Raw genomic sequence first — 25,501 nt, forward strand, 5'->3', positions numbered from 1 at the left:
CGGAAAACCGCTACGCACTTTTCCTGGAATTGCTCTCGCTCACGATCACACAGATCTCAGGCAATCGCGGCGTCGGTGATGCGGAACTGCACCGTGCGGTTGCCGTTCCAGTAATTGCCCGAAAGCGACCCGGCGACATGCACCGTCTTGCCGCGGTTCTTGAACAGGAATTCGCCGAGCGCGGTATCGACGGCGCGAAAGGCGATCGCCTGGATGCGGCCGCCGCTTTGCGACTGCAGCTCGGCGCGGATGTGGTTGGTCCCGACCGGCCGCGCATCCGCCAGCTTGTGGCGCGGCAGTGCGAAGACCGGCGCGACATGGCCGGCGCCGAACGGCCCGGCCTTTTCCAGCGCGTCGAGCAGGGCAAGTGTGGCGCCCTCGGCGGCGAGCGCACCGTCGATGGCCAGGCTCTCCTCGTCCTGCAGCCGAAACACTTCGGCCGCCGCACGCTCCTCGAAGAAGGCTCTCAGCGCCCCGAGCTTTGCCCGCTCGACCGTGATGCCGGCCGCCATGCCGTGGCCGCCGCCCTTGACGATCAGCCCGGCATCGGCGGCCTCGCGCACCAGCCGCCCGAGGTCGAAGCCGGACACCGAGCGTCCCGAGCCGGTGCCGACGCCATTGGCGTTGAAGGCAATGGCGAAGGCCGGCCGGCGCGCGTGGTCCTTGAGCCGCGAGGCGAGCAGGCCGACGATGCCCGGATGCCAGGTGGTGCTGGCGGTGACGACGACGGCCGGGCCGTTGCCGCCGGCAAGCTCGGCATCGGCCTCGGCGCGTGCCTGCGCCAGCATCTCCAGCTCCATCTGCTGGCGTTCCTGGTTGAGCCGGTCGAGCGTCTCGGCAATCGTGTTGGCCTCGACCGGATCGTCGGTGGCAAGCAGGCGGCTGCCGAGGGCGGCATCGCCGATGCGCCCGCCGGCATTGATGCGCGGTCCGATCAGATAGGCGAGATGAAAGGTGCTGATCGGCTCGCCGATGCGCGACATCCGCGCAAGGGCGGCCAGCCCCTCGTTCTTCTGCTGGCGCGCCACCTGCAACCCTTTGACCACGAAGGCGCGGTTGACGCCGGTCAGCGGCACCACGTCGCAAACGGTGGCCAGCGCCACCAGGTCGAGCAGCGAAAGCAGATCCGGTGGCGTGGCATCCGGCAGCCGGCCGCGCAGGATCCTGGCCGTCTGCACCAGGGTGAGAAAAACGACGCCGGCGGCGCAAAGATGGCCCTGCCCGGAAAGATCGTCTTCGCGATTGGGATTGACCACCGCATCCGCCGCCGGCAGCGGACCGCCGACCTGATGGTGGTCGAGCACCACGACATCGGCGCCGGCCTCTCTCGCCGCGTCGATGGAGACGGCGCTGTTGGTGCCGCAGTCGACGGTGACGATCAGGGTCGCGCCGCGCGAGATGAGGTCGCGCATGGCCTCCGGGTTGGGGCCGTAACCTTCGAAGATACGGTCGGGTATGTAGATTTCGGACGGCACCGAGAAATGCCCAAGAAAGCGCTTGAGCAGCGCCGACGACGCGGCGCCGTCGACATCGTAGTCGCCGAAGATCGCCACCTTTTCCTTGGCGATGATGGCCCCGGCGATGCGGGCTGCGGCCTTCTCCATGTCGGTCAGCGATGCCGGATCCGGCAAGAGATCGCGGATCGTCGGATCGAGGAAGCGCTCGGTCTGCTCGGCGGTCACGCCCCGCCCGGCAAGCACCCGTGCGACGATATCCGGCACGCCGTAGCCTTGCGCTATGGCAAGTGCGGTCATGTCCTGCCGCTCGGTCAGCCGGTGCTCCCAGGAGACACCGGTGGCCGACTGCCTGATATCGAGGAAAAGCCTCTTCTCGCCCGTCATGCGACGCGCCGCCCGCCTATTGCCATCTGTCACGACATCAATAGGCGACGGCCAAGCAGGAAGGAATCAAAACTTTTCCAGATCCTGGTGGCGTGCCTTGATCTCGCGCACGGTGCGCGACGACGAGCGCAGCACGATCGTATGCGTGGTGATGTAGGTGGGGCCGAACTTGACGCCATCGAGCATGTTGCCGTCGGTGACGCCAGTTGCCGCAAACAGCACGTCGCCGCGCGCCATGTCCTGCGCCCGGTAAATCCGTTTCGGGTCGGAAATGCCCATCTTGGCCGCGCGCGCCACCTTCTCCGGCGTGTCGAGGATCAGCCGGCCCTGCATCTGGCCGCCGGTGCAGCGCAACGCGGCTGCGGCCAGCACGCCTTCCGGCGCGCCGCCGGTGCCGAGATAGATGTCGATGCCGGTCTCTTCCGGGTCGGTGGTGTGGATGACGCCGGCGACATCGCCGTCGCCGATCAGCCGGATCGCCGCGCCCGTCGCCCGCACCGCCTCGATCAGTCTGCCGTGGCGCGGCCGGTCGAGGATGCAGGCGGTGATCTCGGATACCGAAACGCCCTTGGCCTTGGCGAGGCTGGCGATGTTTTCGGCCGGCGAGGCGTCGATGCCGATGACGCCTTCGGCATAACCCGGACCGATGGCGATCTTGTCCATATAGACGTCGGGCGCGAACAAAAGGCTGCCCTTTTCCGCGATCGCGATGACGGCAAGCGCGTTGGGCAGGTTCTTGGCGCAGATCGTCGTGCCTTCGAGCGGATCGAGCGCGATATCGACCGCCGGGCCTTTGCCGGTGCCGACCTCTTCGCCGATATAGAGCATCGGCGCCTCGTCGCGTTCGCCCTCGCCGATCACCACCGTGCCCTTGATGGCGAGCCGGTTGAGCTCATGGCGCATGGCGTCGACCGCGACCTGGTCGGCGGCCTTCTCGTCGCCGCGCCCGCGCAGCCTGGCGGCGGCCACCGCGGCCCGTTCGGTGACGCGCACCAGTTCCATGGTGAGTATCCGGTCGAGACCGGCGACAATGTTCTGGGCGACATTCATCGATGGAAAATCCTCGTTGCCAAGCTGCCTCCCGCCAGAGGCCCGCTTCTTGTGTCAAAGCTCCATGACAACGGCAAGACTTGCCACGTCAATTTTTCGAAATCGCAGCAATATCAATTGATTAAAGACAGAATATGATTGAATTTATCCGGCGCGCTCGATGCGGATGACCTGCGGCTTGTCGGTCAGATGGCCGTCCTTGGTGATGCCGTCGACAGCCTTGCGCACCGCCGCTTCGGTCGTCTCGTGGGTGACCAGGATCACCGTCTTCTGCGCGTCCGTTTCCGGCCCGGACGCGTGCTGGACGATCGATTCCAGCGAGATATCGTTGTCGGCCATGCGCTTGGCGATCGCGGCAAAGACGCCGATGCGGTCATACACGGTCAGCCGGATGAAATAGCCGCCGGCATGGCTGCGCATTTGCGCTTTCTTGTAGGGTTTCAATTCCTTGGCCGGACGGCCAAAGACCGGACCGTGCTGGAAGCCCGGCCGGCTCTTGGCAATGTCGGCGATATCGCCGATGACGGCCGACGCCGTGGCGTTGCCGCCGGCGCCCGGGCCGGAGAGCAGCAGTTCGCCGAGGATGTCGGTTTCGATCGCCACCGCATTGGTGACGCCATGCACCTGCGCGATGACGGAGGCCGTCGGCACCATGGTCGGGTGCACGCGCTGCTCGATGCCGCTGTCGGTGCGCTGGGCGACGCCCAACAGCTTGATGCGGTAGCCGAGATCGCCGGCCGCGCGGATGTCGGCCTGGCTGATGTTGGAGATGCCTTCCATGTAGATGTCGTTGGCGGCGATCTTGGTGCCGAAGGCAAGACTGGTCAGGATCGACAGCTTGTGCGCCGTATCATGGCCCTCGATGTCGAAGGTCGGATCGGCCTCGGCATAGCCCAGCCGCTGCGCGTCCTTCAGGCAGGCGTCGAAGGAGATGCCCTCGGCCTCCATGCGGGTCAGGATGTAGTTGCAGGTGCCGTTGAGGATGCCGAAGACGCGGGTGACGGAATTGCCGGCCATCGCCTCGCGCATCGTCTTGATGACCGGGATGCCGCCGGCCACCGCTGCCTCGTAATTGAGCAGCACACCCTTCTTCTCGGCGATCTCGGCAAGCTGCACGCCGTGCTTGGCCAGCAGCGCCTTGTTGGCGGTCACCACATGGCGGCCGGCTCCCAGTGCCGCCTTCACGGACGCGAGCGCAGGCCCCTCGTCGCCGCCGATCAGCTCGACGAAGACGTCGATATCGGCCTTCTCCGCCATCTTCACGGCGTCGTCGAACCACTCGGCCGAGCCAAGGTCGACACCGCGGTCGCGCTTCGGATCGCGGGCGGAGACGGCAGTGACGACGATCTCGCGGCCGCACTGGCGGGTCAGTTCCGCCGCCTTGTCGCTGAGCACGCGCGCCACCGAGGCGCCGACAGTGCCGAGACCGGCAATTCCAACACGCAACGCTTCAGCCATGTCCGGCGACGCCCCTCAAAATTCGTTTCGATGATGTCAGGCAAACTCAGCGGTGCGCGGAGAGCGGCACCACATTGTTGGGCTGCTTGGCGCTGGACGCCAGGAAGCGCTTGATGTTGCGGGCAGCCTGCCGGATCCGGTGCTCGTTCTCGACGAGTGCGATGCGCACATGATCGTCGCCATGCTCGCCGAAGCCGACGCCCGGCGCCACCGCCACGTCGGCGTGCTCGATGAGCAGCTTCGAGAATTCGAGCGAGCCAAGATGGCGGAATGGTTCCGGGATCGGCGCCCAGGCGAACATCGAGGCAGCGGGCGCCGGGATGGTCCAGCCGGCACGGGTGAAGGCGTCGACCATGACGTCGCGGCGCTTGTGGTAGACCTCACGCACTTCGGCGATATCGGCGCCGTCGCCATTGAGCGCATACGCCGCCGCCACCTGGATCGGCGTGAAGGCGCCGTAGTCGAGATAGGACTTGACCCGCGTCAGCGCCGAGATCAGCCGCTCGTTGCCGACCGCGAAGCCCATGCGCCAGCCGGGCATGGAAAACGTCTTCGACATCGAGGTGAACTCGACGCAGACGTCGATGGCGCCCGGAACCTGCAGCACCGAAGGCGGCGGGTTGCCGTCGAAATAGATCTCCGAATAGGCAAGGTCCGACAGGATGATGATGTCGTTCTTCTTGGCGAAGGCGACCACGTCCTTGTAGAAATCGAGCGAGGCGACCAGCGCCGTCGGGTTCGACGGGTAGTTGAGGATCAGCGCCAGCGGCTTCGGGATCGAATGACGGATGCCGCGCTCGACCGCCGGGATGAAGCCGTCATCCGGTTCGACCTGCAGCGAGCGGATGACGCCTCCGGACATGATGAAGCCGAAGGCGTGGATCGGATAGGTCGGGTTGGGGCACAGGATCACGTCGCCGGGCGCGGTGATCGCCTGCGCCATGTTGGCGAAGCCTTCCTTCGAACCCAGCGTCGCCACGACCTGGGTGTCGGGGTCGAGCTTCACGCCGAAGCGGCGCTGATAGTAGGCGGCCTGGGCGCGGCGCAGGCCCGGAATGCCGCGCGACGACGAATAGCGATGCGTGCGCGGATCGCGCACCACTTCGCACAATTTGTCGACGATCGCCTTCGGCGTCGGCAGGTCCGGATTGCCCATGCCAAGGTCGATGATGTCGGCGCCGCGCGAGCGGGCGCTGGCCTTCAGCCGGTTGACCTGCTCGAAGACATAGGGCGGAAGCCGGCGGACCTTGTGAAATTCTTCCATGTCAGTTCCAGACATTCAAAGAGGTGTTTTCGGCGCGCGATATAGCCCTAATTGCAGGTAGGGTCGAGGGCGGGATCGCATTTGGTCTCGATCTGCTTCAGCGTATCGTCGCCATGGGTCTTCGCCAGCGAGTTCAGCGCCGCCGGATTGCTCGCACCGGTGCCGCCGCTCTTGCCGAGCTGCGCCTGCTGGTCGCCCTTCAACTGGGCAAGCTTGGCCTTGGTCTCCTCCGGCGTCAGTTGCTTGGCGGCCACCTGCGGCGGGATGTTGAGGTTCGGATAGGAACCGGTGTCTTTCGGGCCGTCGACGAGGGCGACCGGCGCCGTGTTGCCGGTGTTGCTGCTGGCGCAACCGCCGGCCGCAAGCAGGGTGCCCCCCAGCAAGGCCATCGCGGCAGCGATGCGGCAAATACCAACAGCGCTCGAAAAAACGGTCTCGCCGATATTAATCGTCATATTGTTTTCCTGGCAGCCGGGTTAGAGCGTGTTGGACCCGGCCGAATGTCCCATGATACTATGTCAAGAAAACGCTCCGGGAGGAACCCCGAGAACCATGTCCAAGACACCCGATTCGGGCAAAGCGGAAGATGGCGGACCTTCGACCGTCGAGCAATATCTGGTAAAGGACCCGGAACGCTTCGCGCTGAACATGGCGCGCATGGTCGAGCAGGCCGGCAAGGCCGCCTCCGCCTGGGCCGAGCCGCGCGAAAAGGGCGAGGTGCGCGACCACGTCGCCGAACCCGTGGTCGACATGGTCAAGACTTTCTCCAAGCTCAGCGAATACTGGCTTGCCGACCCGCAGCGTGCGCTGGAGGCGCAGACGCGTCTGTTCGCCGGCTACATGACGGTCTGGGCAAATGCCATCCAGCGCGTCAGCCCCAACGCCGAGGCGCCTGACGACGCGATCAAGCCGGAGCGCGGCGACAAGCGCTTCCAGGATCCCGAATGGGGCCGCAACGCCTTCTTCGATTTCCTCAAGCAGGCCTATCTCGTCACCTCGCGCTGGGCGGCCGACCTGGTCGAGCATGCCGAGGGGCTGGACGAACACACCCGCCACAAGGCCAGCTTCTACGTCAAGCAGGTGTCCAACGCGATCTCGCCGTCGAACTTCATCCTGACCAATCCGGAGCTGTTTCGCGAAACGGTTGCCTCCAACGGCGAGAACCTGGTGCGCGGCATGAAGATGCTGGCCGAGGATATCGCCGCCGGCAAGGGCGACCTGAAGCTCAGGCAGGCCGACTATTCGCCCTTCGAGATCGGCAAGAACGTCGCCACCACGCCCGGCAAGGTGGTCGGCCGCAGTGATGTCGCGGAGATCATCCAGTATGATCCAGCGACCGAGACCGTGCTCAAGCGTCCCCTGCTGATCTGCCCGCCCTGGATCAACAAGTACTACATCCTCGATCTCAACCCGCAGAAATCCTTCATCCGCTGGGCGGTCGAGCAGGGCCACACCGTCTTCGTCATCTCCTGGATCAATCCGGACGAGCGCCACGGCACCAAGAGCTGGGAGGCCTATATCCGCGAGGGCCTGCAATACGGCCTCGACATGGTCGAGAAGGCCACCGGCGAAAGGGACGTCAACGCCATCGGCTACTGCGTCGGCGGCACGCTGCTGGCGGCGGCATTGGCGTTGCTGGCGCAGGAGGGCGACGACCGCGTCAAATCGGCGACCTTCTTCACCACCCAGGTCGATTTCACCTATGCCGGCGACTTGAAAGTCTTCGTCGACGAAGACCAGGTCGCGGCCGTCGAAAAATCGATGAACGAGAAGGGTTATCTCGACGGCACCAAGATGGCGACAGCCTTCAACATGCTGCGCTCGGGCGACCTGATCTGGCCCTATGTCGTCAACAACTACATGCGCGGCAAGGATCCCCTGCCCTTCGACCTGCTCTACTGGAACGCGGATTCGACACGCATGGCCGCCGCCAACCATTCCTTCTATCTGCGCAACTGCTACCTCGAGAACAACCTCTCGAAAGGCACGATGGAACTTGCCGGCCGCATCGTGTCGCTCGCCGACATCACCATTCCGGTCTACAACCTCGCCTCCAAGGAAGACCACATCGCGCCGGCGCTTTCGGTGTTCCTCGGTTCGCAATATTTCGGCGGCCCGGTCGAATATGTGATGGCCGGTTCCGGCCACATTGCCGGCGTCGTCAACCCGCCGGCGTCGATGAAGTACCAGTACTGGACCGGCGGCAAGCCGGTGGGCGACTTTGGCCTGTGGTTCGCTTCGGCGGTGGAGCATCCTGGCTCCTGGTGGACGCACTGGCAGCACTGGGTCGAGACCCAGGACAACACCCGCGTGCCAGCCCGCAAACCCGGCAAGCATATGAAAACCTTGGGTGATGCGCCGGGCACCTATGTCAAGGTGCGTGTGTAACAGACTGTAATGTCTGGTGAGTTGACGGCTCGGCAAAACAGGCCGAAATGGTGTCGTCAACCATCCGGCAGCCTCAATTCGCCTTCTACAAACGAATAAATCCGAGGCTTGCAGATTTGACACAGGTCCCGTTTCCGGTTGGGGAACAAGGGGCATTGCGATGGAGCGCGAGGCGCCGAGTCGACGATGAACCGGCCGGATACCGAGGGGGAATTTTGTTTTGAAGTCAGCAGGTTGGCGTCTCACGCGAGGGGAAAGCCGCAGCATTGCGGCAGCGCTTTTCTCCGTGCTTCTGGCGTCCTGCACCTCGGCCGGCGACCCTACAATGTCCGTCGGCATGCCAGGCTATAACGCCACCTCGGCTGACATCAATGCGGCCTCCAGCGCCACGACGGCGACCGCGACCGATTCGTCCACGCAGGTGACATCAGCCTCTTCGGAGGCATCGACCGTGATGAGCGAGGGCGACAAGCCTTTGCCTGAAAAGGTCGCCTTTGTGCCGGTGACCAAGCCCGGGGCGGCCTTCCCAATCAACGTACCTGCCGGTTCCGACACCGTTGCCGGCAATACGCCGCAGCCGCTGGTACAGCCGGCGCAGACAGCCGCCGAGACCGACGCAGTGGCGCAGAAAGTAGCCGCCGCCGATGCTTCCACGACTGCGCCGAAGCAGGAAGCCATAGCCGCCGCCCCCCCGGCAACGACCAATCAGGTCTATGTTACGGCCGGCGAGGCGCCGCAGCAGGTTAGCGCGCCGAAGAAGGGTTTCCTCGCCTCGCTGTTCAGCACCACACCGGCCTCGGCGGCACCGGCGCCGCTGGTCAACGCGCGCTCGGGCGAGCAGCCTGCGCAGGCCAAGGCCACGGCGCCGGCAAAGCCTATTATCACGCTGGCCTCGGCCACTCCGGCCGAAAAGCCGGTGCAGCTTGCCTCGATCGGCGGCGATAGCAACCACATCACCGGTGCGGACGCCCTGCCCGGCGTGCGCCAGACGGCGCTGTTCGAGATCAAGCGCAAATCCGGCCTCGACGACGAAAGCGACGTCGATCTGAACGAGGACGAGGGCGGCGCCTACCAGGTGGCCTCCGCCGCGGGCCTTGCCCGCCTTGCCCCCAACGGCCTGCTGAAGCAGACCGAGAGCGTCGACGTCGCCTGCCTGAAGCCCTCGCTGGTGCGCGTGCTGAAGACGATCGAAGGTCACTACGGCCGCAAGATGGTCGTCACCTCGGGCTACCGCGACCCCGCCCGCAACCGCCGCGCCAACGGCGCCAAGAACTCGCTGCACATGTATTGCGCTGCCGCCGACATCCAGGTTCCAGGCGTCTCCAAATGGGATCTGGCAAACTACATCCGCACCATGCCGGGCCGTGGCGGCGTCGGCACCTACTGCCACACCGAATCCGTCCATGTCGACGTCGGCCCCGAGCGCGACTGGAACTGGCGCTGCCGTAGGCGCAGCGCCGGCTGATTTTTCGCCCGATCTGCGCAAACTCTGCCGAACACGTTTCCGAAGACCGGGCAAGGCTGCGAAACTTCGGCCCGACAGCCAAAAACGCTGTTTTTGCCACTGTCGAAAAAAGTTGTCGCAGGCAGCAGCAGACGGGTTGCCGGCTGCGAACAACGCAATTATAAGCCGCTCATCTGAGCGCGCCCATCGTCTAGCGGTCAGGACACCGCCCTTTCACGGCGGTAACAGGGGTTCGATTCCCCTTGGGCGTACCAGAATTTTCAAATACTTAGCTGCTTTTCACTCTCTTCCGTCGAATATCGACCGAATAAACGCCCGCGAATTTCCGTGAACAGATTCGGCGTGAGCTCGGAACCACCTCGTTGCCTTCCATGGGTTTCTCCTGCGATTATCGGCGGATCCGCGCGACATGGACACGACATCATGGGGAAACAGCGGCCGGTGAACTAGACCCTTTGGGGCCCCGGCAAACTAGGGCACTCAGTCTTAATTGAGCGACCTGCAATGTGCTCATAAATTAATCAGCGCGGGGAATGGTTGCCACCACCCGCTGTGGCCGGTGCGGCGCCCCGCCCCCAGTGAGCCCCCGTTGCACCGGCCATTCTCGCCTTACGTCTTTGTGCTTAGCACCTTGGGCCCTAGGTCTCATTTGAGGGATTGCTAATCTGCTATAAAATGCGACGTCTCGCAGGGCCGGTGCAGTTGGGGCTTGGCTAGGGCGCTGCACCGGCCTTTTCACACGATCTACGTTGGATGGTAATTCTCGCGTGCCACCCTCCTATTTCCTCCAGTTGCCGACGTCTCGATCCGCATGGGAAATGATCAAGAAGAACGCGGCCCGAACGACTTTCTTCTTCGAGGCGTTTGGATGCACCCTGCGTGCCGCTTTGATCAATTGCTTGGGGGTCATGTCCGGCTTCACAATCCGTGTGAGGGTGTCGCTAATCGCCCGCAATTCGGCTGCTTCCATATGGAAATCTCCATCTTTTAGCTTGGTGGGCCGGCGAATGGCGCGATGATCGTACAGACCCAGTGTGTGGCAGGGAACTGCAAAATTCTTCAGCACTTTACGCCTGTCGATAGTAGAAATGGTAAGGCGTCCTATTCATTTTGGCTGAATTGCGTGATCCCTAATGTATCGATCAACGATTCGAGGCGGAGGGGAACTCACCCAGTTTCAGCCGCAGGTGACCGGTGCGGTTTGCCACCAGGCATCGCACCCGGCCACGCCCTAGAGCGCCGGCCTGTCGATCCCTGTTTGCTGTTCGATCGGCAGCCGGCAGCTATCGGCCTTCCTCCCGGAAATCCTGCAGCGACGCATGCCGCAAATCGTCCTCGCCGCGTAGGTGCTTCACACGGCCGATCAGCCCCGGCTTGACCCAGCCAGTCGCCGGCCGCTTCATGCCCTTTGGCGGCTGCCCTGGAGCCTCCTGGACGCGCTTCCACAACCGCTCCCGCATCTCACGATTGGTGTTGATTGAAGGCGCTGCCGACATAGCGGCCGGTGCCGCGCTCTGCCATCATTCGTGACGGCTCTGCGACCTTCGCTATCTAAGCCGGCCCAGTGACCGAGCCAGCAAGACCGTGAGCTCGTCTTCTCGGAAGATCTAGGGTTGGCTCCGGGCTTGCCGTGCTTTGCCGTTTCGTCGCCATAGGCAGGTTGGTCTGCCTGTTCGGGAAGCATCGTCCGTTGGGAAGCTTTCGGTACGGACATGTCAACCTCTCCTATGAGGGTGCGAACGCCGGAAATTCGCTGGAACTTTGCTCTCGATCAATAAATGCCAGTTTCGAGCATGTAGGCTTTCTGTATTCTTGAGAGCATGTTGCCGGCGAGGACGAGTTGGACATCGCGAGATGGAAGGGAACATGGCAAATGTTCCCCTTTATAATTCTTCTGTCGGATTGACAGTGCGCTGATTGAAAGCGGAACCTGACACTAAACCAGCATTACCTGTCTTGAAGCAGCCTTGGTCAAGAAGCTGAAAAGGCAAGGTTGGGATTTGGGAGGATAGCATGGGTGAGGATCTATCCGGTCATCATGCCGCCCGCATTCAGGCCGCGATCGCTTCGGACGCCGCGGCGAAGTCCGCGCTGGTCGCCTCCTGGCGACGGTCTTCCAGTTTGCATCGGCTCGATCCGGCCGATTGCAGCCCGCCACGCTATCTGACAGAGGCGGAATTGGGGGAGGCCCGGCAACGCATCGAACCACTCGTCCGGGCTGCTCAATCGAGTCTGGACCGGCTCTATCTAGCGGTGGGCGGCGTCGGGTGCTGCGCCCTGCTCGCAGATCGCAACGGCGTGCCGGTAGAACGGCGCGGCGCGCCCGTGGATGACGAGACGTTTCATTCCTGGGGGCTGTGGACTGGCTCCATCTGGAACGAAGAGAGCCAGGGCACCAACGGTATCGGCACCTGTCTGGTCGAGCAGCGGGCGCTGACGATCCACCGCGACCAGCATTTTCAAACGCGCAACACGGGGCTGAGCTGCACCACCGCTCCGATCTACGATCATGAGGGGAATCTTGTGGCTGCGCTTGACGTCTCTTCCTGCCGGGCCGATCTGACCGAGGCCTTCGCCAGTCTTATTTCGGTGGCCGTGGTCGACGCGGTGCGTCGGATCGAGGCAGAGAATTTCAGGATGGCGTTTCCCAAGGCGCGAATTCTTTTGGCGCCGGTGACCGACAAAGGCTCCGGCGCGCTGATCGCCGTTGATGCGGACGACCTTGTAGTCGGTGCGACCCGGTCGGCTCGCCTGGCGCTTGGAATTACCCAACATTGTCTTGACAAGCCGATGCCCGCAGCCGATCTGCTCGGTTGGGCCGAGAGCGGCCCCGAAGTTCTCGCCGAGGCCGAGCGCGGCGTTCTCCAGCGGGCGCTGGCGCGCGCTGACGGAAATGTCTCGGCTGCGGCTCAGGCGCTTGGCATCAGCCGCGCGACGCTTCATCGCAAGCTCAACCGCCTGGTTGTCCACCGGTCTCACTGACCTTTTCGAATCCTCGCCTGACTGTCGCAGTTCTGCGACACATCCCGCCTGGCCACTGTCCTCGGCCCGGTGACAATGGCGGCGGAAATCGCAAGTCTCTCTTCCGAAGCGTCGCATCCCGCGACGTCAGTTTTGGGAGGAAGACACATGAACAAGGTTGAATTCTCACGCTCGCTCAAGGCGCCCTTCGACAAGCGCTACGGCAATTTCATCGGCGGCAAATGGGCGGAACCGCACTCTGGCCGCTACTTCGAAAACTTCTCGCCGGTGAACGGCCAGCTGCTGTGCGAAGTGGCGCGTTCGGACGCCCAGGACATCGAGGCGGCCCTTGATGCGGCCCATGCCGCCAAAGACGCTTGGGCACGCACCAGCGTGGCCGAACGCTCACTCATCCTCAACCGCATCGCCGACCGCATGGAGGAAAACCTCGATCTCCTCGCTCGCGCCGAAACCTGGGACAACGGCAAGCCGATCCGTGAAACGACCGCGGCCGACCTGCCTTTGGCCATCGACCATTTCCGCTATTTCGCTGGCGCCTTGCGTGGCCAGGAAGGCAGCCTTTCCCAGATAGACGACGATACTGTCGCCTATCATTTCCACGAGCCACTCGGCGTGGTCGGCCAGATCATCCCCTGGAACTTCCCGCTGCTGATGGCGTGCTGGAAACTTGCTCCCGCGCTCGCCGCCGGAAACTGCGTGGTCCTGAAGCCCGCCGAGCAGACCCCGGCAGCCATCTTGCTGTGGGCCGATCTTATCGGCGATCTGCTGCCGCCGGGCGTGCTCAACATCGTCAACGGCTTCGGCCTCGATGCCGGCAAGCCGCTGGCGTCCTCGCCGCGCATTGCCAAGATCGCCTTTACCGGCGAGACCACGACGGGCCGGCTGATCATGCAATATGCCAGCCAGAACCTGATCCCCGTCACGCTGGAGTTGGGCGGCAAGTCGCCCAACATCTTCTTCAAGGATGTCGTCGCCGAGGACGACGATTTCTTCGACAAGGCGATCGAAGGCTTCGTCATGTTCGCACTGAACCAGGGCGAAGTCTGCACCTGCCCGAGCCGTGCGCTCATCCATGAATCGATCTACGACAGGTTCATGGAACGCGCCCTCAAGCGCGTCGAGGCGATCGTACAGGGAGATCCGCTGGACCCGGCGACGATGATCGGTGCGCAGGCCTCGTCCGACCAATTGGAAAAGATCCTGTCCTACATCGACATCGGCCGCCAGGAAGGCGCGGAAGTGCTGACCGGCGGCGCCCGCAATATGCTGCCCGGTGACCTGGCGGGCGGCTACTACGTCAAGCCGACCGTGTTCAAAGGCCACAACAAGATGCGCGTCTTCCAGGAGGAGATTTTTGGGCCCGTGGTGTCGGTGACCACCTTCAAGGACGACGACGAAGCGCTCAGCATAGCCAACGATACGCTCTACGGCCTCGGCGCCGGCGTCTGGACGCGGGATGCCAACCGCGCCTATCGCTTTGGCCGCGCGATCCAGGCCGGCCGTGTCTGGACCAACTGCTACCACGCCTATCCCGCGCATGCGGCCTTCGGCGGCTACAAGCAGTCCGGCATCGGCCGCGAGACGCACAAGATGATGCTCGACCACTACCAGCAGACCAAGAACATGCTGGTTAGCTATAGCCCGAAGAAGCTCGGTTTCTTCTGATCGCCTCTTTGGCTCACAGGCGCGGCTCCGCGAGGGGCCGCGCCCAAGCTGGAAATCGAAAAAAGCCATGCATGCGAAGGTCACGGCAATGCCGGCAGCGCTTGAACTGATCGCGGAGATCGTTGCCGAGCACGGTCCGGTGCTGTTCCATCAATCCGGCGGCTGCTGCGACGGCTCTTCGCCAATGTGCTATCCGCGTGCCGGCTTCATCGTCGGCGATCAGGATGTGCTGCTCGGCTACATCGGCGACGCGCCGTTCTACATCGGCGCTTCGCAATTCGAGGCCTGGAAGCACACCGATCTCATTATCGACGTGGTACCTGGCCGCGGCGGCATGTTCTCGCTGGACAACGGCCGGGAGAAGCGGTTCCTGACACGGTCGACGATCTGCGCCATTCAGGGGTAACAAGCGAGGATCGGGCTGCTTGCTCTTTGTCTCAGCGCAACGAGCATCCCGCAAAGCGGATGCAAGATGTCCGCTTCCAAAGCGCGGACAAGCAGCATGAAACACAAATTCAGCGACGATGCGACGATGGACGAAATCATGAGCCGGTCGCCGGCAGCCATCCGGGTCGTGCTCCAGCACGGCCTGCTTTGCGTCGGCTGCCCGATTGCTTCGTTCCACACCGTTTCCGACGCCGCACGGGAGCACGATCTGAATGAGGAACAACTCAGCTGCGATTTGCGGGCCGCGGTCGAAAGTACCGACTCCGACTAGCTTTTCTCCGCGCGACCTTCTGCAATCAGAAGAAGCCGGTGAGGCTCGACCACGGTCACCTTCTGGCGCCCGCTCTTGACCAATCCCTGGTCTTCCCACGCCGAGAGCAGCCGGCTCACCGTATGAAGCGTTGTCCCTGTCATCTCGGCAATGTCCTGGCGTGAGATGGGGAAGTCGATCAGGATGCCTTCCTCCGTCTTCTTACCCGCCTGCTTGACCAGCTTGAGCAGTGCATGGCCGACGCGCTGTTCCACTTGTTCGGTGGCCATCTCGATGACGCGCGTATGGGCATCCTGCAGCCTGCCGCCCACGGACTTGTATGTGTTGGCGCTGAAGCTGGGGAAATTTGCTGCGAGCGTTGGCCATAGATGGCTTGGCCAGGCAAGAGCCACGCAATCGACGGCGGCTATTGCATTGGCCGGATAGGTGGTGCGGCCAAGCGCGTGCGCGATGCCCATCAGCTCGCCTGGACTAATGTATCGCACTGTCACCTCGTGCCCGTCAGGCGTCGATTTCACGACGCGCACATGTCCGTCGAGCAACAGGAAGAAGGAATGCGCTTCCTGCTCCTGCTCGAACACCGGCTGGTCCTTGGCAATCCTCAGTGACCGCGCCTGGCCGACAATATGGTCGAGATCCGTGGCGGCTATGCCTTCAAAGACGGACAGCCCGGCAATCAGCGAGCGATCGAGGCTACCCAACTCCGTTCCTCCCCAACTTGACCAAGGCCGACGCATTCAGGTCCGTATGGGCGGCAAGGTGCACGCCGGCCGCCTTTCCCTGAAATTCCCGATCTTGTTTGCGCAGCGGCAAATTCCGTCTGCCAAGCCGGGATAGAACGACCGAAGTGGCAGCCGTCGATATGACCTGCCAGGGACACCTGTAATTTCTCTTTGAAGGAATGTCATGACAATTCCACGCACTCGGCCAAGTGCCTATCCGGCAGTTCTCTCCTACGGCTTCCGGCCATTCTTTCTCCTCGGCTCCCTGCAGGCCGGTGCGGCGATCCTGTTCTGGCTGCCCTTGTTTTACGGCAGGCTCGAAACCTCCAGCGTCTTCTCGCCCGTGGATTGGCATGTCCACGAGTTGCTGTTTGGTTATCTGGCGGCAGTTGTGACGGGCTTCCTGCTGACTGCAATCCCGAACTGGAGCGGACGTCTTCCCGTGCAGGGTCTTCCCCTGCTGGCGCTCGCATTGCTCTGGTGCGCGGGACGGTTCGTCGTCTTCTTTTCGGCGGACCTAGGCTGGTTGCTCGGCGCCGTCATAGACTGCGCTTTCCTTCTCGCGGTCGCCGTCGCCGCCGCAACGGAAATCATCGCCGGCCGAAACTGGCGAAACCTCAAGGTTCTGCTGCCTGTGACGGCGCTTCTGGCAGCGAACATGATGTTTCATGCCGAAGCGCACTATCAAGGCATGTCCGACATAAGCCGCCGCCTCGGTCTCGGCGCGGCGGTCGTACTCATCATGATCATTGGCGGCCGTATCGTTCCTTCCTTCACCCGAAACTGGCTGGCGCGCAAGAAACCGGGGCGTCTGCCGGTCCCATTCGGCAGGTTCGATGTGGGGACGATCGCGCTCTCTGCGGCCGGATTGATGGCCTGGGCTTTCTTTCCAGAGAGTGCTGGCACAGGGGCGATGCTGATCGCGGGGGCGATCCTCAATGCCGTTCGGCTTGCCCGTTGGGCTGGAGACCGAACGCTACGCGATCCCCTGGTGGTGATCCTGCACGTCGCGTTCGCCTTCGTTCCGATCGGTCTCTTGCTCGCCGGCCTTGCTATCTTCGTTCCTGGGAAAATCCCTGCAATAGCCGGCATTCATGCGTTCGGCGTCGGAGCCGTGGCCTCTATGACGCTCGCCGTCATGACGCGAGCCACGCTCGGACACACAGGCCGCGACCTTAGGGCAAGCATCGGCACATGTGCGGTCTTTGTCGCGATCGTGCTTGCCGCCATTTTTCGCATCGCAACTGCATTCGCTCCGGCGCAATCGATGCTCCTCCATACGTCGGCGGCGCTATGGATCGCGTCCTTCATCGGCTATGCGGGCCTGTTCGGCGGGATGCTCGTTCGACCACGTTTGCAAACGAGGCAGGTGAGAGCCGCCGTTTTGAGGCCGGAGATCGGCGGGAACCGGCTACCGATCGAACCGGATCCCTAGACCGGCAGCTCTCTCCGAGAATGTCTTGCACATTTCACACGCCAATTTGCGCCAGCGCAAATCATCAAGTCTCCCGGTCCAGTAGAAGAGCGCAACGGTTGATGCCGTGACGAACTCAAGAAAGGACATCCAAATGAAACTGCCCCTGATCGCCGCGGCCATCGCCCTGCTTTCTATCGCCGGCGCCGCAAATGCCGAAGAACACATCGTGCAGATGCTCAACAAGGGAGAAAAAGGTTCGATGGTTTTCCAGCCCGCCTTCGTTCGGGCGGCGCCCGGCGACACGATCAAGTTCGTGCCGACCGACAAGTCCCACAACGCCGAGAGCATCAAGGACATGATTCCGGACGGCGCTGAAGCTTTCAAAGGCGAGCCGAATGCGGAAGTGACGGTGACCCTGAACCAGGAAGGTGTCTATGGCGTCAAATGCGCTCCACACTACGGCATGGGCATGGTGGCGCTGATCGTCGTCGGCAAGCCCGTCAACCTGGCAGCAGCGGAAGCCGTCAAGCAGGTCGGAAAGGCCAAACCCGTATTCGCCGAACTGTTCGCCGAAGCGACCAAGACTGCTTCCAACTGACCTGCTTTTCCCAGATGCCCTCCGGTTCGCGATCTTCCGGAGGCAGAGGCCGGACAGACCGGAGGAGCGGTCTGGTCCGGCCTATTTCATTCGGGACTTCGAGCCACAGAGCCGATCCCTTCCGCTCCAGGTTGATCTCCCACAGACGCGCCCTTCCCATCCGGTTCAGCGTTCGCGTCCATGCACCCGGTCTCCAAAACAGAAACGGCGCCAATGCCATTGGGTTTGCGCTAGCGCAAAGACTTGGCCGGAGCCGAGACTATTCTCACGACATCGAATGGCCGAAACCAAGGAGATGGAAATGCTTACGAGACGCGAAGCTTTGTTGGGAACTGTCCTTGCCGCAGCCGCGGTCGCAACCGTTGGTGCAATGCCCGCAGTGGCAAGTGCCAAGGACGTTGCCGGATTGCCCCGTGAAAAGGTGACCTTGGTCCCGCCGCCGTTCGTTCACGCTCATGACCAGGTCGCCAAGGGTGGTCCAAAGGTCGTCGAATTCACCATGACGATCGAGGAGAAGCCGATGGTCATCGATGCCGACGGCACGCAGCTCAATGCGATGACCTACAACGGCTCGGTTCCCGGTCCTTTGATGGTCGTGCATGAAGGCGACTATATCGAGTTGACACTGATCAATCCCGAGACCAATACGCTCGCCCACAACATTGATTTCCATGCTGCCACCGGCGCTCTCGGCGGCGGCGAACTGACGCTGGTCAATCCCGGCGAACAGGTCACGCTGCGCTTCAAGGCCACCCGGTCCGGAACGTTCGTCTATCACTGCGCACCCGGAGGATCGATGATCCCGTGGCACGTCGTGTCAGGGATGAGCGGTGCGGTGATGGTCCTGCCGCGTGACGGCCTCAAGGACGACAAGGGCAAGCCCGTCCACTACGACCGCATCTACTACATCGGCGAGAACGACTTCTACATCCCGCGCGACGAGCAAGGGCAATTCAAGAAGTACGAGTCGGCCGGCGACAACTACGACGACACCATGAAGGTCATGCGCGGGCTGATCCCGACGCATGTGGTGTTCAACGGCAAGGCAGGTTCGCTGACCGGCGACAACGCCATGAAGGCGAAGGTCGGCGAAACGATATTGATCGTTCATTCGCAGGCCAACCGCGACACGCGTCCGCACCTAATCGGCGGTCATGGCGACTTTGTCTGGGAACAGGGCAAGTTCGCCAACCCTCCGGCCAAGGATCTGGAAACCTGGTTCATCCGCGGCGGATCGGCCGGGGCGGCATTCTACACATTCCTGCAACCGGGTATCTATGCCTATGTGAACCATAATCTGATTGAGGCCGTTGAACTCGGCGCAAGCGCGCACTTCACGGTCGAAGGAAACTGGGACGACGATCTGATGATGCAGGTCGAAGCGCCCAAGGCAATTGCCTCGTAAACGGGAGATCCGATCCTCAGTGCAGCCCTGCGGCGAAGCCAAAGGGTTGCTCTCGCGGCCGGCCTTGATACCATGTCCTTCGATCCTGTCTTCACCTTCGGAACAATCGGGGCTGCCGCGCTAATCGGCATGGGCATAGCCCATGCGCTCGACGAGAGATCGTTGGAGTTCCCCCAACCGGTAGCCGTGAGCGAACTGGTTGCCCTGGGACCCGGCTCGTTTGATCACCAACTGCCCGGGGAATTCCTCAAGGAGAACCGTCCCGCCGCGGCGCCCATCGTGCATGAAACCATCGATGCGCAACTGGAAATCATGAAGTACCAGGTAAGCGCTTCGGAATATGGGCGGTGCGTGGCGGACGGCGCCTGCAAGCCCGCCGACTCACGCAGGAATGGCAACATTCCGGTCACTGGCGTCAGCCACATCGATGCTGAAACTTATGCGACCTGGCTGTCAGTCCGCACAGGCGAGGTATGGCGGCTGCCAACGGATGTCGAGTGGGCTTATGCCGCCAGCGAACGGTTCCGGGGTGACATCGAGGGCGGCGAAAGCGACCCGAACAACCCGGCGCGCCGGTGGCTGACACAGTACCGCCTGGAGGCAGCGCTCGGACGCAAACCTGATCCAGAGCCGAGGACTCAAGGTTCCTTCGGCACCAATTCAAAAGGCCTGGCGGACGTTGCCGGAAATGTCTGGGAATGGACCTCGACATGTTATTCCCATGCCACGATTGATATGGATGGCAAGCGAACCGCGAGATCGATCGACAATTGTGGGGTGCACGCTGTCGAGGGCTTCCACCGCACCTACATGTCGAACTTCATCCGCGACGGAAAGAGCGGCGGTTGCGCCGTCGGCACGCCGCCCGACAATCTGGGTTTCCGGCTTGTCCGCGACCGACCCGGTCTTGTGCAGGTCGCCCTCCGGCGCCTGGGATTTTCCTGACAGCATGAACAAGAGTGGATGATGACATTGAAACCAGCTTTGGCCGATCGGGCACGCCCGGTCGCGGAACAGCCTTTGAACCATGCCGGCGTCGATCGAGCCTCGATCGGAAAACTGGTCCGCGAATTCTACGCAAAGGTCAGGAGCGACGGGCGTCTGGGGCCGATTTTCGCGCGCGAAATCACCGGCGATTGGGAACCTCATCTCGAGAAAATGACGGACTTCTGGTGTTCCGTCATCCTGAAGAGCGGCGACTATCACGGACGCCCGGTGCTGGCGCATTTGAAACTCAAGGATGTCACCGAGGCCGATTTCGAGATCTGGCTGACCTTGTTCGCCAAGACGACGGCGGAACTCTTTGATCCGGAGCTGGCGGGGGTGTTTGTCGACAGAGCTGAGCGGATCGCAACAAGCCTGAAACTGGCGATGTTCTTTCGTCTCGCTCCTTCCGCCAGGGCCGATGGTCAATAGGCAGGCTTTGGCGAAAACTCGGCCGGTTTGCCTCCAAGCTCGAAAGGCCAACGCCTTTGATTTCGCGCAAGGAAACCATCCCTCGAAATTCTAGTCTCCTGGCATGGCTCTCAATCTCTTCGTCGGTACTCTCGTCATAAGCCTGACGGTCCTCATTCACACCTTTGGCCTCATCGCAGTCACCCATGCGATGGGACATCTGGTGGCGCGATTTCGCATGCACGGTCGGCGAAGCCGGATCGTCGCAATGATCAGCGTGGTGATGGGCCTCTTTGCAGTCATGACAGCCGAGGTCTGGCTGTGGGCCGGTGTGTACCGCCAGCTCGGCGTTTTGCCGGACTTTGAGACCGCACTTTATTTTTCGACCATCACCTTTTCGACGGTTGGCTATGGCGACGTGGTGCCGGCCCACGACTGGCGTGTCCTGGCGGCGCTGGAGGGCGTGAACGGGTTTCTTCTGATTGGTTGGTCGACTGCCTACCTGATCGCAGCCGGAACGCGCATCGGCCCGTTCAAGGCTGGCGAGCACTTTTAGAGCCGACGATCGGCCCTGCCGTCTCGTTCAGACAGCCAGGGAATGTCTGCCCGTCCCGGTCTGAAGGTATTTGTCGAATTTCGCCGCCACAATCCTGACAAGCGGGCGGCTCTCCTGCGGCACGACGAAGTTTTCACCGTCGAGCAGAAGCAACCTGTCTGCGCCGTTGATGGCGAGACGGCTTGCTGCGGCCAAGAGTTTCTGCCCGACGTCGCCGAAGCGTTCGACCAGTTCGATCGCCGAAAAGGCGAAATGGCACATGAGGCGCTCGATGATCCATCCTCTCGCCAGATCATCGACGCTGAACTCGATACCGCGCGCCGTTGCCAACTGTCCCGAATTTACAGCCTTTTCGTACTCGCCCGTCGCAACGATGTTCTGTGCGTAACCTTGTCGGAACCGGCTGATCGACGATGGTCCAAGACCGATCAGGGTTTCGCAATTGTCTTCGGTATAGCCTTGGAAATTGCGGCGGATATTGCCAACGCGAGCCGCGATCGCGAGCCCATCGTCCGGCTTGGCGAAATGATCGAGCCCCAAGGCCTCATAGCCTGCATCCACGATCAGCCGCGCGGCGAGCTGCGATTGTGCCAGCCGTTCGGCAGAATCGGGCAGCCAGGCTTCATCGATCATCGTCTGATGTTTCTTGAACCATGGGACATGCGCATAGCCGAACAGGGCCAACCTGTCCGGTTCGAGTGTCAACGCCTGGGCGACGGTCCTGGCGACGCTCTCGAGGGTTTGGTGCGGCAGTCCGTAAAGCAGATCGAGGTTTACGGAATCCACGCCCCGCGCGCGCACCGCGTCCACCACGCTCTTGGTCAGCAGGAAGCTCTGTTCGCGATTGATGGCCTTCTGCACCTTGGGATCGAAATCCTGCACGCCAAGGCTCGCTCTTGTCATGCCGATCGCGGCGAAGGCGTCGAGGCGGCCCTCATCCATGTCGCTAGGATCGATTTCGACACTGACACCGGCATTGTCGAGAAAATCGAAGCGGTCCCTCAGGGCTTTCCCAAGTGCCAGGATGTCCTCCGGCTTTAGCATGGTCGGCGAGCCACCACCGAAGTGAACGGCACACACCCTGCCCTTCCCACTCACAAGGTCACCGACCGTCTCGATCTCCTTATGCAACGAGCGCAGGAAAGTTGCCACGGGCGCATAATGCCGTGTCTGCTTGGTGTGGCAGGCGCAGAACCAGCACAACCTGTCGCAGTACGGAATATGCAGGTATAGCGATATCTCATCATCGCCTTCGAGCGCGTTCATCCAGCCGCGAACCGTTATGGCGTCGACGCCAGGGTGGAAGTGCGGGGCGGTCGGATAACTCGTATAGCGCGGGACGGTCTCGCCCAGGCTGCCGGTCGAGATCGTGCGCGTATCGTTGGCTGCTGTCGGTTGCATGGCGGGCAATCTGCCCGTGCCGCGATGACGAAGCCTTGATTTCAATCAAGGCGGCCGGGGCACGGACAAACTGACGCAATAAATATCGCGAGGCAGCGGTGGTATCTTGCCGGCACGTTTGATCCCGGACGACGAAATGACCATCAGACAGGACGTTCACAGTGCCAGCATCCCCGTGCTTTGCCAGTCCTGCGAGGCACGGCACCGCGGTGTCTGCGGCGCGCTTGACCCCGACCAGCTTGTCGGGCTCGCCAAGACCTCGTCGAGGCACAGGATCGAGCCGGGGGTCGAACTGGTCGGCGACGCCGAGACCGTCGACAGCTATTCGAACGTGCTTTCCGGCGTGGTGAAGCTGACGAAGAGCCTTTCGGACGGACGCCAGCAGATTGTCGGCCTCCAGTTCGCGCCAGACTTTCTGGGACGGCCGTTCAAGGCGGAAAGCGAGATCAACGCGGAAGCGGCTACAGCCGTTTCCCTTTGTTCGTTTCCGAAGACCGCCATCGAACGGATGATGAAGGAATCGCCGGAGCTGGAGCATCGCCTGCTCAGGCAAGCGCTGAACGAACTCGACGAAGCGCGTGACTGGATGGTGACGCTGGGGCGCAAGACCGCGTCCGAGAAGGTGGCGAGCTTCCTGCTGATGATCGCGAGGAACATCGATCCCACGGTTGAGCTGGCCGCCAACGCGGCGACTTTCGAACTTCCACTGACACGCGCCGATATCGCGGATTTCCTCGGTCTGACGATCGAGACGGTGAGCCGCCAGCTGACCAGGCTGCGAACCGACGGCGTGATCCGGATCGAGAACAACCGGCATGTGACGGTGGACAATCTGAGCCGGCTGGAGCAGCGCTCCGGCGCCTAGACCCGGCGGCGCAGTCGGCACCCATCGCGGATCTAGCCTGGATCGACAATCCCGATCTTCGGCAAGACGTGCTCGCGTTCAAACGCAATATGCCGGCGCAGGCCCTCGAAGAGGCCGCGCAGCATGAAGCCGACGGCTTCGGCATTGTCGACCGCCTTGCCATGGCCGATCGCCAGCAGAATCTCCGTAACCTCGCCAGCAAAGCATTCGTCTTCGACATGTTCGGCGCGCAGTCGGCGGGTTGAGGCAAGATTGGGTTCTCCGCCGCTTATGGCCGCCTCATATGCCGGAAAGATGATCGTCTCTTCATAGTGATGGATGTTGCGCAGCAAGGGAACGATGGCGTTGGCCGTGCCCAGGCATTTCAGCCGATCGACCCTCGGCAAGTCATCGGCGATTTTTTCCAGGGCATCGCAAAGCTGCAGTTTTTCCCGGTGGGCTCGCTTCATCACCGCGGCCGGTATTGCCTCTCTGCCTGATCGATCGCCAGACGTCGCGTTTTCGCAGCGCGTTTCGAACAAAAACGGTCTTCGCTCCCCGTTCAACTGCTGTCTCCCGTTCCCTGGCCGGACCGACGCTGCCCAATCCAAAACGAAGCGGCTTTGACCTGGATCAAGGCGACACCGAAGCAATTGCGGAATTGGTGCCGAAGCGGATCGATGTCCGCGTACGGACTCCAAGGTCGGGGACATGCCATGAAATTCGGCACGGAAATTGTCTTGTTGTGCTTCTTCACCTTCCTGGCGCTGGTGGCAGCCGGCTTTGGTGTCGACGAGCCTTTCCGGCAGCACATGTGGGTGCTGTTCTTTGTGCTGCTCGGTTTCGTCGTTGTCCTTCTGCGCAACACCAGCTTCGCGGCATCCGCCCCGATTGATCCCTCGGCCTATATGGATGGGCCGATCCGCTACGGCGCCATCGCCACAATGTTCTGGGGCGTCGTCGGCATGCTGGTCGGCGTGGTCATCGCGCTGCAGCTTGCCTACCCGGATCTCAACATCGAGCCCTGGTTCAATTTCGGCCGCCTGCGGCCGCTGCACACATCCGGTGTTGTCTTTGCTTTCGGCGGCAATGCGCTGCTTTGCACGTCTCTGTATGTCGTACAGCGCACCTGCCGCGCCCGGCTCTTCGGCGGCGATCTCGCCTGGTTCGTGTTCTGGGGCTATCAGCTTTTCATCGTCATGGCCGCGACCGGCTACCTGCTCGGCATCACCGAGAGCCGCGAATACGCCGAACCCGAATGGTATGTGGACCTGTGGCTGACCATCGTCTGGGTCGCCTACCTCCTGCTCTTCCTAGGCACCATCCTGAAGCGCAAGGAACCGCACATCTACGTCGCCAACTGGTTCTACCTGTCCTTCATCGTGACCATCGCGATGCTGCACGTGGTCAACAACCTGTCGATGCCGGCCTCATTCCTGGGCTCCAAGAGCTACTCGGCCTTCTCCGGTGTCCAGGACGCCCTGACGCAATGGTGGTACGGCCACAATGCCGTCGGCTTCTTCCTGACCGCCGGCTTCCTCGGCATGATGTATTATTTCGTGCCCAAGCAGGCGAACCGGCCGGTCTATTCCTACCGGCTGTCGATCATCCACTTCTGGGCAATCATCTTTCTCTACATCTGGGCAGGGCCGCATCACCTGCACTACACCGCCCTGCCCGACTGGGCGCAGACGCTCGGCATGGTGTTTTCGATCATGCTCTGGATGCCTTCCTGGGGCGGCATGATCAATGGCCTGATGACGCTGTCCGGCGCCTGGGACAAGATCCGTACCGATCCGATCATCCGCATGATGGTGATGGCCATCGCCTTCTACGGCATGTCGACCTTCGAAGGGCCCATGATGTCGATCAAGGCGGTCAACTCGCTGTCGCACTATACGGACTGGACCATCGGCCATGTCCATTCCGGCGCGCTCGGCTGGGTCGGCATGATCTCGTTCGGCGCGATCTATTACATGGTGCCGAAGCTTTGGAACCGCGAGCGGCTCTATTCGCTGCGGCTCGTCACCTGGCACTTCTGGCTGGCGACACTCGGCATCGTCGTCTACGCGGCGGTAATGTGGGTCTCCGGCATCATGCAGGGTCTGATGTGGCGCGAATACGATGAACAGGGCTTCTTGGTCTACTCGTTCGCCGAAACCGTAGCCGCCATGCATCCCTACTACGTCATGCGTGCCGCAGGCGGCGCCATGTATCTCGCCGGTGCGCTCATCATGGCCTGGAACATCGCCATGACCATCCTCGGATACCAGCGCGAAGAACAACCGATGCCGGGTTCCGTGCCCGCCCTCCAGCCTGCCGAATAGGGAGC

The 25,501-nt window shown here is 62.2% G+C and carries 23 protein-coding genes and 1 tRNA gene; 15 read left to right on the forward strand and 9 right to left on the reverse strand.

Going from position 1 to position 25,501, the window contains the following annotated elements:
* Positions 1–56: 56 nt before the first annotated feature.
* The 5 genes from recJ to ACSQ3Z_RS14370 all read right to left on the reverse strand — a co-directional run bounded on the left by recJ (position 57) and on the right by ACSQ3Z_RS14370 (position 6,068).
* Complete coding sequence (gene recJ / locus ACSQ3Z_RS14350; protein WP_436172010.1) at positions 57–1,841, reverse strand: single-stranded-DNA-specific exonuclease RecJ; 1,785 nt, start codon at positions 1,839–1,841, stop codon at positions 57–59.
* A gap of 66 nt (positions 1,842–1,907) precedes the next feature.
* Positions 1,908–2,891: a class II fructose-bisphosphatase gene (gene glpX, locus ACSQ3Z_RS14355; protein ID WP_436172011.1), complete on the reverse strand. Its 984-nt coding sequence runs from the start codon at positions 2,889–2,891 to the stop codon at positions 1,908–1,910.
* 144 nt (positions 2,892–3,035) lie between these two features.
* On the reverse strand, positions 3,036–4,349 hold the full coding sequence (locus ACSQ3Z_RS14360) for a homoserine dehydrogenase (RefSeq protein WP_436172012.1): 1,314 nt from the start codon (positions 4,347–4,349) through the stop codon (positions 3,036–3,038).
* A 46-nt stretch (positions 4,350–4,395) separates the two neighbouring features.
* A complete protein-coding gene (locus tag ACSQ3Z_RS14365) occupies positions 4,396–5,613 on the reverse strand; it encodes an LL-diaminopimelate aminotransferase (protein ID WP_436172013.1) in 1,218 nt (405 codons plus the stop codon).
* A 47-nt stretch (positions 5,614–5,660) separates the two neighbouring features.
* Positions 5,661–6,068, reverse strand: coding sequence for a hypothetical protein (locus tag ACSQ3Z_RS14370; RefSeq protein ID WP_436172014.1), 408 nt, complete (start codon positions 6,066–6,068; stop codon positions 5,661–5,663).
* A gap of 97 nt (positions 6,069–6,165) precedes the next feature.
* On the opposite strand from ACSQ3Z_RS14370, the gene ACSQ3Z_RS14375 reads away from it, so the two are divergent.
* From ACSQ3Z_RS14375 to ACSQ3Z_RS14385, 3 genes are all read left to right on the forward strand, one after another.
* Positions 6,166–8,001 (forward strand): PHA/PHB synthase family protein, encoded by a 1,836-nt coding sequence (locus ACSQ3Z_RS14375; RefSeq protein ID WP_436172015.1) that lies wholly within the window; start codon positions 6,166–6,168, stop codon positions 7,999–8,001.
* Between the two features lie 325 nt (positions 8,002–8,326).
* The gene (locus tag ACSQ3Z_RS14380; RefSeq protein ID WP_436172016.1) at positions 8,327–9,466 is read left to right on the forward strand and encodes a D-Ala-D-Ala carboxypeptidase family metallohydrolase; all 1,140 of its coding nucleotides are present in this window, start codon (positions 8,327–8,329) and stop codon (positions 9,464–9,466) included.
* Positions 9,467–9,645: 179 nt separating this feature from the next.
* Positions 9,646–9,720 (forward strand) — tRNA-Glu (locus ACSQ3Z_RS14385).
* 524 nt (positions 9,721–10,244) lie between these two features.
* On the opposite strand, the gene ACSQ3Z_RS14390 is transcribed toward ACSQ3Z_RS14385, so the two are convergent.
* The gene (locus ACSQ3Z_RS14390; RefSeq protein ID WP_436172017.1) at positions 10,245–10,532 is read right to left on the reverse strand and encodes a hypothetical protein; all 288 of its coding nucleotides are present in this window, start codon (positions 10,530–10,532) and stop codon (positions 10,245–10,247) included.
* Positions 10,533–11,479: 947 nt separating this feature from the next.
* Between ACSQ3Z_RS14390 and ACSQ3Z_RS14395 the strand changes: the two genes are divergently transcribed.
* The 4 genes from ACSQ3Z_RS14395 to ACSQ3Z_RS14410 all read left to right on the forward strand — a co-directional run bounded on the left by ACSQ3Z_RS14395 (position 11,480) and on the right by ACSQ3Z_RS14410 (position 14,831).
* A complete protein-coding gene (locus tag ACSQ3Z_RS14395) occupies positions 11,480–12,448 on the forward strand; it encodes a helix-turn-helix domain-containing protein (protein WP_436172018.1) in 969 nt (322 codons plus the stop codon).
* A 147-nt stretch (positions 12,449–12,595) separates the two neighbouring features.
* On the forward strand, positions 12,596–14,113 hold the full coding sequence (gene adh, locus ACSQ3Z_RS14400; protein WP_436172019.1) for an aldehyde dehydrogenase: 1,518 nt from the start codon (positions 12,596–12,598) through the stop codon (positions 14,111–14,113).
* A 67-nt stretch (positions 14,114–14,180) separates the two neighbouring features.
* On the forward strand, positions 14,181–14,519 hold the full coding sequence (locus ACSQ3Z_RS14405) for a DUF779 domain-containing protein (protein WP_436172020.1): 339 nt from the start codon (positions 14,181–14,183) through the stop codon (positions 14,517–14,519).
* A 96-nt stretch (positions 14,520–14,615) separates the two neighbouring features.
* Positions 14,616–14,831 carry a DUF1858 domain-containing protein gene (locus tag ACSQ3Z_RS14410; protein ID WP_436172021.1) on the forward strand — a complete coding sequence of 72 codons (216 nt, stop codon included), beginning with the start codon at positions 14,616–14,618 and terminating at the stop codon, positions 14,829–14,831.
* Here ACSQ3Z_RS14410 and ACSQ3Z_RS14415 read toward each other — a convergent pair.
* The gene (locus ACSQ3Z_RS14415) at positions 14,828–15,532 is read right to left on the reverse strand and encodes a Crp/Fnr family transcriptional regulator (RefSeq protein ID WP_436172022.1); all 705 of its coding nucleotides are present in this window, start codon (positions 15,530–15,532) and stop codon (positions 14,828–14,830) included. The two genes, ACSQ3Z_RS14410 and ACSQ3Z_RS14415, sit on opposite strands and share 4 nt — an antisense overlap.
* A 205-nt stretch (positions 15,533–15,737) precedes the next feature.
* Between ACSQ3Z_RS14415 and ACSQ3Z_RS14420 the strand changes: the two genes are divergently transcribed.
* The 6 genes from ACSQ3Z_RS14420 (at position 15,738) to ACSQ3Z_RS14445 (ending at position 20,924) form a co-directional block, all read left to right on the forward strand.
* On the forward strand, positions 15,738–16,988 hold the full coding sequence (locus ACSQ3Z_RS14420) for an NnrS family protein (protein ID WP_436172023.1): 1,251 nt from the start codon (positions 15,738–15,740) through the stop codon (positions 16,986–16,988).
* Between the two features lie 133 nt (positions 16,989–17,121).
* Positions 17,122–17,568: a pseudoazurin gene (locus ACSQ3Z_RS14425; RefSeq protein WP_436172024.1), complete on the forward strand. Its 447-nt coding sequence runs from the start codon at positions 17,122–17,124 to the stop codon at positions 17,566–17,568.
* 301 nt (positions 17,569–17,869) lie between these two features.
* Positions 17,870–18,973, forward strand: a complete 1,104-nt coding sequence (gene nirK / locus ACSQ3Z_RS14430) for a copper-containing nitrite reductase (RefSeq protein ID WP_436172025.1) — start codon at positions 17,870–17,872, stop codon at positions 18,971–18,973.
* A gap of 72 nt (positions 18,974–19,045) precedes the next feature.
* Positions 19,046–19,918, forward strand: coding sequence for an SUMF1/EgtB/PvdO family nonheme iron enzyme (locus tag ACSQ3Z_RS14435; RefSeq protein WP_436172026.1), 873 nt, complete (start codon positions 19,046–19,048; stop codon positions 19,916–19,918).
* Between the two features lie 21 nt (positions 19,919–19,939).
* On the forward strand, positions 19,940–20,389 hold the full coding sequence (locus ACSQ3Z_RS14440; RefSeq protein ID WP_436173908.1) for a group III truncated hemoglobin: 450 nt from the start codon (positions 19,940–19,942) through the stop codon (positions 20,387–20,389).
* Positions 20,390–20,492: 103 nt separating this feature from the next.
* Positions 20,493–20,924, forward strand: coding sequence for a potassium channel family protein (locus tag ACSQ3Z_RS14445; RefSeq protein WP_436172027.1), 432 nt, complete (start codon positions 20,493–20,495; stop codon positions 20,922–20,924).
* 27 nt (positions 20,925–20,951) lie between these two features.
* Here ACSQ3Z_RS14445 and hemN read toward each other — a convergent pair whose 3' ends face one another.
* Positions 20,952–22,325, reverse strand: coding sequence for an oxygen-independent coproporphyrinogen III oxidase (gene hemN / locus ACSQ3Z_RS14450; protein WP_436172028.1), 1,374 nt, complete (start codon positions 22,323–22,325; stop codon positions 20,952–20,954).
* Positions 22,326–22,461: 136 nt separating this feature from the next.
* Between hemN and ACSQ3Z_RS14455 the strand changes: the two genes are divergently transcribed.
* On the forward strand, positions 22,462–23,190 hold the full coding sequence (locus ACSQ3Z_RS14455; protein WP_436172029.1) for a Crp/Fnr family transcriptional regulator: 729 nt from the start codon (positions 22,462–22,464) through the stop codon (positions 23,188–23,190).
* Between the two features lie 32 nt (positions 23,191–23,222).
* Here ACSQ3Z_RS14455 and ACSQ3Z_RS14460 read toward each other — a convergent pair whose 3' ends face one another.
* Positions 23,223–23,639: a hemerythrin domain-containing protein gene (locus tag ACSQ3Z_RS14460; RefSeq protein WP_436172030.1), complete on the reverse strand. Its 417-nt coding sequence runs from the start codon at positions 23,637–23,639 to the stop codon at positions 23,223–23,225.
* A gap of 246 nt (positions 23,640–23,885) precedes the next feature.
* Between ACSQ3Z_RS14460 and ccoN the strand changes: the two genes are divergently transcribed.
* Positions 23,886–25,496, forward strand: a complete 1,611-nt coding sequence (gene ccoN / locus ACSQ3Z_RS14465; RefSeq protein ID WP_436172031.1) for a cytochrome-c oxidase, cbb3-type subunit I — start codon at positions 23,886–23,888, stop codon at positions 25,494–25,496.
* Positions 25,497–25,501 lie beyond the last annotated feature (5 nt).

It is taken from the genome of Mesorhizobium sp. LjNodule214, assembly GCF_964252735.1.
Classification (GTDB): Bacteria; Pseudomonadota; Alphaproteobacteria; order Rhizobiales; family Rhizobiaceae; genus Mesorhizobium.